Annotated in this window: 8 protein-coding genes and 1 pseudogene; all 9 read left to right on the top strand. The window is 35.6% G+C overall.

The features are described from left to right. Window positions 1-4: 4 nt before the first annotated feature. The 9 genes and pseudogenes from hprK (at window position 5) to rapZ (ending at window position 12312) form a co-directional block, all read left to right on the top strand. Window positions 5-970, top strand: a complete 966-nt coding sequence (gene hprK, locus JCM6256_RS01795; RefSeq protein WP_025080127.1) for an HPr(Ser) kinase/phosphatase — start codon at window positions 5-7, stop codon at window positions 968-970. Continuing rightward, window positions 971-1810: a prolipoprotein diacylglyceryl transferase gene (gene lgt, locus JCM6256_RS01790; protein ID WP_025080126.1), complete on the top strand. Its 840-nt coding sequence runs from the start codon at window positions 971-973 to the stop codon at window positions 1808-1810. Between the two features lie 29 nt (window positions 1811-1839). Next, window positions 1840-2858, top strand: a pseudogene (locus tag JCM6256_RS09410) (NAD(P)H-dependent glycerol-3-phosphate dehydrogenase). Between the two features lie 129 nt (window positions 2859-2987). Next, complete coding sequence (trxB, locus tag JCM6256_RS01780) at window positions 2988-3914, top strand: thioredoxin-disulfide reductase (protein ID WP_025080125.1); 927 nt, start codon at window positions 2988-2990, stop codon at window positions 3912-3914. A 119-nt stretch (window positions 3915-4033) separates the two neighbouring features. Further along, window positions 4034-5758 carry a phospho-sugar mutase gene (locus JCM6256_RS01775; RefSeq protein WP_025080124.1) on the top strand — a complete coding sequence of 575 codons (1725 nt, stop codon included), beginning with the start codon at window positions 4034-4036 and terminating at the stop codon, window positions 5756-5758. A gap of 97 nt (window positions 5759-5855) precedes the next feature. After that, window positions 5856-7901: an excinuclease ABC subunit UvrB gene (uvrB, locus tag JCM6256_RS01770; RefSeq protein WP_025080123.1), complete on the top strand. Its 2046-nt coding sequence runs from the start codon at window positions 5856-5858 to the stop codon at window positions 7899-7901. Continuing rightward, complete coding sequence (gene uvrA / locus JCM6256_RS01765; protein ID WP_025080122.1) at window positions 7891-10734, top strand: excinuclease ABC subunit UvrA; 2844 nt, start codon at window positions 7891-7893, stop codon at window positions 10732-10734. Before uvrB ends, uvrA begins: the two co-directional genes overlap by 11 nt. Before the next feature lie 67 nt (window positions 10735-10801). Then, window positions 10802-11344 (top strand): HdeD family acid-resistance protein, encoded by a 543-nt coding sequence (locus JCM6256_RS01760; protein WP_025080121.1) that lies wholly within the window; start codon window positions 10802-10804, stop codon window positions 11342-11344. 89 nt (window positions 11345-11433) lie between these two features. After that, the gene (gene rapZ, locus JCM6256_RS01755; RefSeq protein WP_025080120.1) at window positions 11434-12312 is read left to right on the top strand and encodes an RNase adapter RapZ; all 879 of its coding nucleotides are present in this window, start codon (window positions 11434-11436) and stop codon (window positions 12310-12312) included. Window positions 12313-12318 lie beyond the last annotated feature (6 nt).

The following is a 12318-nucleotide window of genomic DNA, read 5'->3' as shown; positions in this document are numbered from 1 at the left end:
AAAAATGGTAGAATCAGTTAAATTAACAAAATTAATTCGTGACATTAGTGTTGTTCACGTTTATCAAGGCAATCAATATGTTGCAGAAAAAAATATTAGCGTATCAGATATTTACCGTCCAGGATTGGAATTAACAGGATATTTTGATTTTTATCCTAAGCAAAGAATCCAATTATTAGGAAGAACAGAAATTTCTTATGCTGCGCGTTTGGATCATGATATTCGCAAGCGTGTTTTTACGAAAATGTGTACACCAGATACACCATGTTTTTTGATTTCACGTTCTCTTCCTGTTCCTGAAGAACTGAAAGAGGCAGCGGATGAAGCAAAAATCCCAATTTTGCAGTCAGCCGATTCTACTACATATTTATCAAGTATTTTAACGGACTATTTGCGTCAACGTTTAGCCGTTAGAACCAGTATTCACGGTGTATTAGTTGAAATTAAAGGAATGGGTGTGCTTTTAACAGGTGTTTCTGGTGTTGGTAAATCAGAAACAGCTTTGGGTTTAGTTCAACGTGGGCACCGTTTAATTGCTGATGATCGTGTTGATGTTTATCAAAAAGATCATGAAACCGTCATGGGTGAAGCTCCAAAGATTTTGAAGCATTTAATGGAGATTCGTGGCATTGGAATTATTGATGTCATGAATTTGTTCGGTGCAGGTGCTGTAAAGGACCGTACCCAAATTCAATTGGTTATCAACTTAGCTAACTGGGATAATAAAGCCAATTATGATCGATTAGGCTTTAACGAAGATACTCGTGAAATTTGTAATGTACCAATTCCACAAGTTACAATTCCGGTTAAAGTAGGTAGAAATATTGAAATTATTATTGAAGTAGCTGCCATGAACTTTAGAGCTAAGAAGATGGGCTATGATGCTACCCAAACTTTTGATGATAATTTAGCTAATTTGATTTCTGATAATTCTAAAAAAGATACAGAAAAGGAAAAAGGAAATAAATAGATGCTTAGTTTGGCCTTAAATCCAGTTGCTTTTCAACTAGGCTCACTTAGCGTTAAATGGTATGGCATAATTATGGCTGTTGCCATTGTATTAGCGACTTGGATGGCAATAACAGAAGGTAAGAAAAGACAAATTATTCCCGATGATTTTGTCGATTTATTATTATGGGCAGTGCCACTTGGTTATGTTGGTGCTAGAATCTATTATGTAATTTTTGAATGGGGATATTATTCTAAACATCCTGATCAAATAATTGCGATTTGGAACGGCGGAATCGCTATCTATGGGGGATTAATTGCTGGCCTTATAGTTTTACTAGTATTTTGTTATAAACGTTTCTTACCGCCATTTTTGATGCTTGATATCATTACTCCCGGCGTAATGGCCGCACAAGTTTTAGGACGCTGGGGTAATTTTATGAATCAGGAAGCTCATGGTGGCCCAACAAGTTTACATTTTTTAGAAAGCTTGCATTTGCCGGAATTTATTATTCAACAAATGAAAATAAATGGCGTTTACTATCAACCAACTTTTTTGTATGAATCATTTTTGAATTTAATTGGGTTGATTTTAATTTTGAGTTTACGCCACAAAAAACATTTATTTAAGCAAGGCGAAGTTTTCATGTGCTACTTAATGTGGTACGCTGTAGTTCGATTCTTTGTAGAAGGTTTAAGAACAGATAGTTTGTATATTTGGGGTACAATTCGTGTATCACAAGCTTTAAGTTGTGTTTTATTTATTGTAACTTTAATTTTATTTATCTATCGGCGTGTTAAAATTAAACCTAAATGGTATCTTGATGGTAGTGGGTTAAAATATCCGTATACTAGAGATTAAAAATTCAGTTAGAAAGATTGAGAGAAAAAATGACAAAAATTGCAGTTTTAGGTAATGGTTCTTGGGGTTCAGTATTGGGCTCAATGTTAGCAGATAATGGAAATGATGTAATTCTTTACGGAAATATTGATAGCGTAAATGAAGAAATCAATGCTACTCATACTAATAGTCATTACATGAAGGATTGGAAATTAAATCCTAATACTAAAGCAACCGGTGATCTTGAAGAAGCTTTGGATGGTGCAGAAATTGTTTTATTTGTTTTACCAACCAAGGCGGTAAGAATTGTTGCCAAAAATGTACGCAAAGTTTTGGACAAAACAGGTAACAAGCCACTTCTTGTTACTGCTACTAAGGGTATTGAACCTGGAACTAAGAAACTTATTTCAGAAATTTTAACTGAAGAGATTTATCCAAACGATACTGATAAGATTGTGGCAATTTCAGGTCCAAGCCATGCAGAAAATGTTGCTCAAAAAGATTTAACTGCTATTGCTTGTGCTTCTACTAATGAAGAAAATGCAAAGTTTGTACAAGAAAAGTTTTCAAATGATTATGTTCGTTTCTACACTAACGATGATTTAATTGGTGTTGAAGTTGGTGGCGCTGTTAAGAATGTTATTGCAATTGCTGCCGGAATTTTAGTTGGTAAGAAGTATGGTGATGATGCAAAGGCTGCTCTTATGACTAGAGGACTTGCTGAAATCGCTCGTTTAGGTGTTAACTACTTTGGCGCTAAGCAATGACTTTCAGCGGCTTGTCAGGTATTGGTGACTTGATCGTAACTTGTACATCATCAAATTCACGCAACTGGCGTGCAGGTAAGCAAATTGGTGAAGGCAAGAGCTTGGATTATGTTTTGAATAACATGGGTCAAGTAGTTGAAGGTGCAACTACTGTTAAGGCTGTTCATGAATTAGCTGAAGAAAAGAATATTGATATGCCAATTAGTGAAGCTATTTACCATGTTCTTTATGAAAATGCTGATGTTGATGAAGAAATTAAGAAGATGATGGGCAGAAGTCCTAAGTCAGAAATTCGTCTTTAATATTGAAATATTTAAAAGTGTTTAAGACTTTGCTCTTAAGCACTTTTTAATTTTTATAATCAAATTTGTTGTAACGTAATTTAAAGTAGATTAGAATTAGCTTATAAAAAGTAAGATCGAGGTGCTAATATGGCAAAAGAATATGATGTAATCATTATTGGAGCAGGACCAGGTGGATTGACAGCTGCAATTTATGCTTCTAGAGCAAACTTAAATGTTTTGATTTTGGATCGCGGACCATATGGTGGTCAAATGAATAATACTGACGCGATTGACAATTATCCAGGCTTTCCGGACATTAAAGGTCCAGAATTAGGCGAAAAAATGTATCAATCTGCGATGAAATTTAATCCAGATTTTGAATATGGCGATGTTCAGTCTGTTAAAGTAGAAGGTCAAAATAAGATTGTGACAACAGATACAGCTGAATATAGTGCTCCAGTTGTCATTATTGCAACAGGGGCTGACCATAAAAAATTAGGGGTTCCTGGCGAAGAAGAATATTCTGGAAAAGGTGTTTCTTATTGTGCAGTTTGCGATGCCGCCTTCTTTAAAGACGAAGATGTAGCCGTAATTGGTGGTGGTGATTCCGCAATTGAGGAAGGAATTTATCTATCACAAATGGCAAAATCTGTGACAGTTGTTCATCGTCGTGACCAATTGCGTGCTCACCCTAACTTGCAAAAACGTGCTTTTGATAATGACAAGATGAAATTTGTGTGGAATGCACAAACTGAATCAATTGACGGAGATGGTAATAAGATTACTGGGATTACTTATCGTGATAAAGAAACTGGTGAAGAAAAGCACTTATCAGTTCGGGGCGTCTTCATTTATGTTGGCGTAATTCCTCAAACCGCGCCATTTAAAGACTTAGGAATTTTAGATGAACAGGGTTGGATTCCAACTAATGAAAATATGGAAACTAAGGTTCCCGGCATTTTAGCTTTAGGTGATGTTCGTTCTAAAGATTTGCGTCAAATTGCTAATGCGGTTGGTGACGGAAGCATTGCTGGTCAACAGGCTTATAATTATATTCAAAGTTTAAAAGATTAATAAAAATGCTTACATTTTTGTAAGCATTTTTATTTTAGAGTTAATTTATCTAGTCTAAAATAGTAAAATAGAGAACGAGGGACAAAAGTTAAAATTTTCAATGAAGAATTGAGGTTCACATGGACGCACAAGAAACTTTTGCAGAATGGAAAAAAGCTAATAATTTACCAGATTATTTAAAAGATCAATTAGATCAATTAGGTCAAGATCCTAAATGGGTTGATGATGCTTTTGGTCAAGATATTAATTTTGGTACGGCCGGAATGCGTGGTCGACTTGAACCAGGTACTAATCGAATTAATTTATTTACCATTGGTCGAGTAACGGAAGGGTTGGCACGTTTAATCGATGAAAATGGCGATGAAGCCAAAAAGCGTGGCGTTGCTATTTCATTTGATTCACGTTATCACTCAAGAGAATTTGCTGAACATGCAGCACGTATTTTAGGTGCACATGGAATTCACGTTTACTTATTTGATGATTTGCGCCCAACTCCTGAACTTTCATTTGCAGTTCGTTATTTACACACTTTTGCAGGAATTAACATTACTGCTTCACATAATGCTAAACAATATAATGGTTATAAGGCATATGGTGAAGATGGTGCTCAAATGGCTCCAGAAAATGCAGACCGTTTATTTGCGTATGCTCAAAAGGTAACTGATATTTTTTCTGTTAAGGCAGCTCCAGTAACTGAATTACGTGCTAATGGTACATTGCAATTAATTGGTGAAGATGTTGATGAAGCTTATTTAAACGAATTAAAGAATGTCAACATTGATACTGAAATGGTCAAAGCAAATGCAGACAAGTTAAAGATTATCTATACTCCACTTCATGGTACAGGAAAAATGCTTTATGACCGTGCCTTTAGACAAGGTGGATTTGATAATGTGATTCCTGTTCCAAGTCAATCAATTATTGATCCCGAATTTCCAACAACTATCAAGCCAAATCCTGAATATCGTGATGTCTTTAAGCCTGGTTTTGAATTGGCTAACAAGGTTAATGCTAATGTAATTATTGCTACTGACCCTGATGCTGATAGAATGGGTGCTGCAGTTAGAAAAGAAGATGGCGATTTCCAAGTTTTAACTGGTAATCAAATTGCTACTTTAATGGCTAACTATTTGCTTGAACACCTTAAAGAAAGTGGCAAATTGTCTAGCGATTATGAAATTGTAACTTCTGTTGTTTCAAGTGCATTACCATTTAAGATTGCTGAAAGCTACGGTATTAAGACTAAGCATGTTTTAACCGGATTTAAATATATCGGTGAAGAAGTTGACCGCATGAAGAAGGAAAATGATGGCAAATTCTTAATGGGCTTTGAAGAAAGTTACGGTTACTTATTCAAACCATTTGCACGTGATAAGGATGCCATGCAAGGTGCATTAATGTTTGCTGAAGTGGCAAGCTATTACGCTTCTAAGAATATGACTGTCTTTGACGGTTTGAAAGAAATTTGGAAGAAATACGGCACAGCTTACGAAATAACTAAAGCAATTGAAATGCCAGGTATTGGTGGCCAAAAGAAGATGGCAGCTCTTATGAGCAAACTTCGTGATGAACATCTTACTGAAATTGGTAATGCCAAGGTTCTTAAAATTCAAGATTTCTTGAAGAAAGAAACTATTGAAAATGGTAAGACAACGCCACTTGAAGGCTTCCCAGAATCTAATGTTTTGAAGTATTTCTTGGATGATGAAACTTGGGTTGCTCTTCGTCCATCAGGTACTGAACCGGTAATTAAGGCATATGTTGGCGTTAATAAGAAAGATATTGCTACTGCTAAAAAGGCTGCAGAAGATTATCAAGCAGTTTTAGCAGATTTATTAAAATAATGCATATTAAGTGCGAAAGCACGTTCGAAGTAGTAAAATATAATCATCAATAAAAGTTGGACTCTGAGTCCAACTTTTTTCATGAGGAGTATTTTTGATGATTAGACGACAAGAAAATCGCAAGTTTGAACTTGTATCAAAATACAAGCCTGCTGGAGATCAAGAACAGGCAATTGATAAATTAACTGAAGGTTTTAAAAAGGGCTATAAAGAGCAAATCCTAGAAGGTGCAACTGGTACAGGAAAAACTTTTACAATGGCCAATATTATTGCCAAACTGAACAAACCAACTTTAGTTATTTCACATAATAAAACTTTAGTTGGTCAGCTATACGGCGAATTTAAAGACTTTTTCCCACATAATGCAGTTGAATATTTTGTATCTTACTATGATTACTATCAACCAGAAGCTTATGTGCCTCAATCAGATACATATATTGAAAAGGATTCATCAATTAATGATGAAATTGATCAGCTTCGTCACGCTGCTACGTCTGCTTTGATGGAAAGAAATGATGTAATTGTAGTAGCCTCTGTTTCAAGTATTTATGGTTTAGGTGATCCACGTGAATATGCGAAGAGCGTTTTGATGCTTCATGAAGGTGATGAGTATGAACGCAATACTTTGCTTAGAGACTTAGTAAATATTCAATATGATCGTAATGATATTGATTTTCAGCGTGGCAGATTCCGGGTTCGCGGTGATGTTGTCGAAATTTTTCCAGCTGGCAATTCTAAGCATGCTTATCGTGTTGAATTTTTTGGCGATGAAATTGATCGAATTGTTGAAATCGATTCATTAACTGGTGAAGTTATTGGCGAAAGAGAAAGTATTTCACTCTTTCCAGCAACTCACTTCATGACTAATGATGAACAAATGAAGCGAGCACTCAAGGCAATTTCTAAAGAAATGAATTTACAAGTCAAAAAATTTGAAGGCGAAGGTAAACTTCTTGAGGCACAACGAATCAAGCAAAGAACTACCTATGACATGGAAATGATGGGAGAAGTTGGCTACACTAACGGTATTGAAAACTATTCTCGTCATATGGAAGGTAGAAAAGAGGGTGAACCGCCTTATACTTTGCTAGATTTCTTCCCAGATGATTTCTTGATTTTAATCGATGAATCCCACGCAACTATGCCGGAAATTCGCGCTATGTACAATGGTGACCGTAATCGTAAGAAGACTTTAATTGACTATGGTTTTCGTTTGCCATCTGCGCTTGATAACCGTCCTTTGAAACTTTCAGAATTTGAAAAACATGTTCATCAAATTTTGTATGTTTCAGCTACTCCCGGTGATTATGAATTAGAACGAACCGATCATAAGGTTGAACAAGTAATTCGTCCTACGGGATTGCTTGATCCAAAAGTTGAAGTTCGTCCAATTGAAGGACAGATCGATGATTTAGTTGGCGAAATCAATAAGCGAATTGACCGTAATGAGCGAGTTTTTGTCACGACCTTGACTAAGAAAATGGCAGAAGATTTAACGGATTATCTTAAGGATTTGGGCATTAAAGTCCGCTATTTGCATTCAGATATTAAAACACTTGAAAGAATGCAAATTTTACGTGATCTTCGTCTTGGAAAATTTGATGTTTTAATCGGAATCAACTTGCTTCGTGAAGGAATCGATGTTCCAGAAGTTTCTTTAGTTGCGATTCTTGATGCTGATAAGGAAGGATTTCTTCGTGCTTATCGTCCACTTGTTCAGACAATGGGACGTGCGGCTCGTAATGCCAATGGGGAAGTAATTATGTATGCTGATACGATTGCTGACTCCATGCGTGCAGCGATTGATGCAACTAATCGTAGACGTAAGATTCAAATGGAATTCAATAAAGAGCATGGAATTACGCCTAAAACAATTATTAAACCAATTCGTGATGTGATTTCTGCTACTAAGAATGGTGGTAAGGACGAAGAAAAATCTGACAGTTTTGCAGATTTGAACTTTGATGAATTGACTGCTAAGCAAAAGCAAGCAATGATCCAAACTCTACGTCAGCAGATGCAAGAAGCCGCTAAAAAGCTGGACTTTGAAGAAGCTGCTAATTTACGTGATGCAATTTTAGAGTTGCAAAATGAGAACAGAAAGCCAAAAAAGATAAAGGGGAAGAATTTCAATGGTAAATGATAAGATTGTAATTCGTGGGGCCCGCGAACATAATTTAAAAGATGTTAATTTAACAATTCCTAAAGATAAATTGGTAGTTATTACAGGGTTGTCTGGTTCAGGAAAAAGTTCTTTAGCCTTCGATACTTTGTATGCCGAAGGTAGAAGACGATATGTTCAATCTCTATCAAGCTATGCGCGTCAATTTTTAGGTCAAATGGATAAACCTGATGTTGATTCAATTGATGGTTTAAATCCAGCTATTTCTATTGATCAAAAGACAACGTCTCATAATCCTCGTTCAACTGTAGGAACGGTTACAGAAATCAATGATTATTTACGTTTGCTTTGGGCTAGAGTTGGTACGCCAATTTGTCCTAATGATGGTACGGTGATTGAAAGCCAAAGTGTTGATCAAATGGCTGATCGGATTATGGCTTTGCCGGAAAGAAGCAAAATTCAACTTTTAGCTCCTGTAATCCGTGAAAAGCGTGGTGAACATAAAGAAGTATTTAAACGAGTTCAGCGTGCGGGATATGTTCGTGTAATTGTCGATGGTGAAATGCACGAAATTGGTGAAGATTTTGAATTAGAAAAAAATAAGCGCCACTCAATTGATATTGTAGTTGACCGTTTAATTGTAAAGCCAAGCATTCGTTCACGTTTATTTGATTCAATTGAAGCTGCTCTTCGTCTTTCTGATGGCTACATGAATGTTGACGTTATTGGTGGAGAAATGATGAATTTCTCTGAGTATTATGCATGTCCTAAATGTGGTTTTACTGTTGGTGAGATGGAACCACGTTTATTTTCATTTAATGCTCCCTTTGGTGCTTGTCCTGCCTGTGATGGATTAGGGATGAAATTATCTGTTGATGAGGATTTAGTTATTCCAGATAGATCAAAAACTTTATCTGAAGGAGCATTAATTCCTTGGAAGACTTCTAAATATTATACTGGCATGCTTGAACAAGCTTGTGCTGCCCTTAAGATTCCAATGGATAAGCCTTTTAATAAATTAACTAAAAAACAACGTCAAACAATTTTATATGGATCCGATAAACCAGTAAAATTTCACTTAACTGGTGATTTTGGAGTTAATGACACAACGCAAGCTTTTGAAGGTATTATTAATAATATCGATCGTCGTTATCACCATCCAATGTCTAAGTTTATGAGGGACGCGATGGGCAAGTATATGACAGAGCTTACTTGTACTACTTGTCATGGCAAGCGATTAAATGAAAAGGCGTTGGCAGTTAAAGTTGGAGATCTGGATATTGCAGAGGCTTCAGATCTGTCAATTAATAAGGCTTTATCCTTCTTTAAGGGATTAAAATTTGGCGAGCAGAAGACAACTATCGCTAAACCAATTTTAAAAGAAGTTAGAGATCGTTTATCATTTCTTGATAGTGTTGGTCTTGATTATTTGACTTTGTCACGTTCAGCCAATACTTTATCTGGTGGAGAAGCTCAGCGTATTCGCTTAGCTACGCAAATCGGTTCTAATTTGTCAGGTGTTATGTATGTATTAGATGAACCATCCATTGGATTACATCAACGTGACAATGACCGTTTAATTGCTTCACTTAAGAGAATGCGTGATTTAGGCAATTCATTGATTGTTGTTGAACATGACGACGAGACAATGCGTCAGGCAGATTATTTAGTTGATATGGGTCCGGGAGCCGGGAGTTATGGTGGTAAAGTTATGGCTGCCGGTACGCCTGAAGAAGTAGAAAAAAATCCTGATTCATTAACTGGTCAATATTTAACGGGAAAGAAATTTGTTCCTGTTCCGTTGAAACGTAGAAAAGGTAATGGTAAGAAAGTAACTGTTAAAGGTGCGGCAGAAAATAATTTAAAGAATATCAATGTTGATTTTCCATTAGGAAAACTTAATTTGGTTACTGGAGTTTCTGGATCAGGGAAATCTACGTTGGTTAATACAATTTTAAAACGTGCTTTGGCACAAAAATTAAACAATAATTCTGCAAAACCAGGAAAATACAAGAGTATCACTGGCTATAAAAATATTGAAAAATTAATTAATATTGATCAAAGCCCAATTGGTCGTACTCCACGTAGTAATCCAGCTACTTATACGGGCGTTTTTGATGATATTCGTACTTTATTTGCGCAAACTAATGAAGCAAAGATGCGTGGGTATACTAAAGCAAGATTTTCATTTAACGTTAAAGGTGGACGTTGCGAGGCTTGTCACGGTGATGGAATTGTAAAGATCGAAATGAACTTTTTGCCTGATGTATATGTTCCTTGTGAAGTTTGTCATGGTGCACGTTATAATTCTGAAACCTTGGAGGTAACTTATCGTGAAAAGAATATTGCCCAAGTTTTGAATATGACAATTAATGAAGCTACAAAGTTCTTTAAGAACATTCCAAAAATTGAGCGCAAGCTGCAAACTATTGTTGATGTTGGTTTAGGCTATGTAAAACTAGGGCAGTCAGCTACAACTTTATCCGGTGGTGAAGCTCAAAGAATGAAGTTGGCTGCCGAACTTCAAAAATTATCAACTGGTAAAAACTTCTATATTTTGGATGAACCAACGACAGGTCTGCATACAGATGATATTAAACGCTTAATGAATGTTTTAGAACGCTTGGTTGATGAAGGAAATACTGTTTTGATTATTGAACATAATCTTGACGTTATTAAGTGTGCTGATTGGATCATTGACTTAGGACCTGAAGGAGGAGAAGGTGGCGGAAATATTGTTGCAACTGGAACTCCTGAAGAAATTGTTAAAGTGAAAGAAAGTTATACAGGTAAATATTTAAAGCCTGTATTAGATCGTGATAAGAAGTTAACTGAAGAAGCTGAAAATAAATAATTTTTAATTATCGACATGTTTTGTTATCCTTGAATAAGTATAAAAAGTTCTTCAAGGAGGAATAATAATGGATAATTTTTCTACTTCACGAAATAGTCGTGGCTTTGACTGGGGCGCATTTATTGCCGGAATTTTAATGGTAGTTGCCTCATTCTTATTAATTCGTCACCCAGAAAAAGGTTTGCATGCCTTTGTCTTAGTGTTCGGTATTGTTTCAATTTTGCAAGGTCTTGTATGGCTTGCAGGTTACTCACGTTTTCGTAATTTCTTTGCTCGTAGCTGGGTAACTTTGGTTTCTGGTATTTTGGATATCATCGTTGGTATTTTGTTCTTATGTTCATATGATATCGGCGGTTTAACAATTGCTTACTTATTTGCTATTTGGTTCTTTGTTGACTCTGTAGTCGGCATTGTATTCTCATGGCACTTAAAGGATTTTGCTAATGGATACTTCATTTTTAGTTTGATTATGAATATCTTGAGTTTAATTATTGCAATTTTCTTAATTCTTAATCCAGTTATTGCGGCATTAAGTTTAATTTGGTTAGTTGCATTTTGGTTATTAGTATTTGGAATTAACCAAATTGTAGTTGCTTGGATGCACCGGTAAGATAAATTAGAGCCTCAGGGCTCTTTTTTTTGCGTAAAATAAAAAAGAAACACCCGGTATGCTATAATTGGATCAGGAGGTCTGACTTTATGGCTGATGAAGAAAAAAAACAGTTATTGATTGTAACTGGAATGAGTGGCGCAGGAAAAACAGTTGCTGCACATGCTTTAGAAGATATGGGTTATTTTGTTGTTGATAATTTGCCACCAACTTTGTTAGGTAGTTTTTGGGATTTAATGATAAATTCTAATGACTTTAAAAAAGTGGCTGTTGTTATTGATTTAAGAGTAAAAACTTTCTATACAGATCTACTTGATGAAGTAAATTCACTTGAAGATAGTGGTAAAGGTCAAGCAACAATTGTTTACTTGGATTCTTCAGATGATACTTTGGTAGCTCGTTATAAAGAAACACGCCGTTTACCACCTTTAGCAACCAGTGGTCGCCTTCTTGATGGGATTCAGGAAGAAAGACGTATTCTTACACCTATCAAGAATCGTGCTAATTATATTATTGATACCTCAAAATTATCTGCTAAGGAATTAAAACAAAAATTATTAGACACATTTAGTGAACGAAAGCATCAACAATTTTCAATTGAAGTAATGTCATTTGGATTTAAATATGGTATGCCAATTGATGCCGATATTGTAATGGATGTACGTTTTTTGCCAAATCCTTTTTATATTCCTGAATTAAGACCTTTTACTGGTTTAGATAAAAGGGTATTTGACTATGTAATGAATAAAGAAGAAACACAAGTCTTTTATAAAAAGTTGCTTGATTTGCTTGAAACGGCAATTCCCGGCTATGTAAAAGAAGGTAAAGAGAAACTTACAATTGCGATCGGTTGTACTGGGGGACAACATAGAAGTGTTTCTATTGCACAACAACTTGCAAGAGATTTAGCTAAAAAATATCCCGTTGATATTACTCATCGTGAAGTTAGTCGTTATATTAGAAAGTAGGTGTTG

This window comes from Lactobacillus hamsteri DSM 5661 = JCM 6256 (assembly GCF_000615445.1).
In the GTDB taxonomy this organism is placed as follows: domain Bacteria; phylum Bacillota; class Bacilli; order Lactobacillales; family Lactobacillaceae; genus Lactobacillus; species Lactobacillus hamsteri.
Note: the sequence above shows the minus strand (reverse complement) of the source record. Positions and strands in the feature narration are given on the sequence as shown.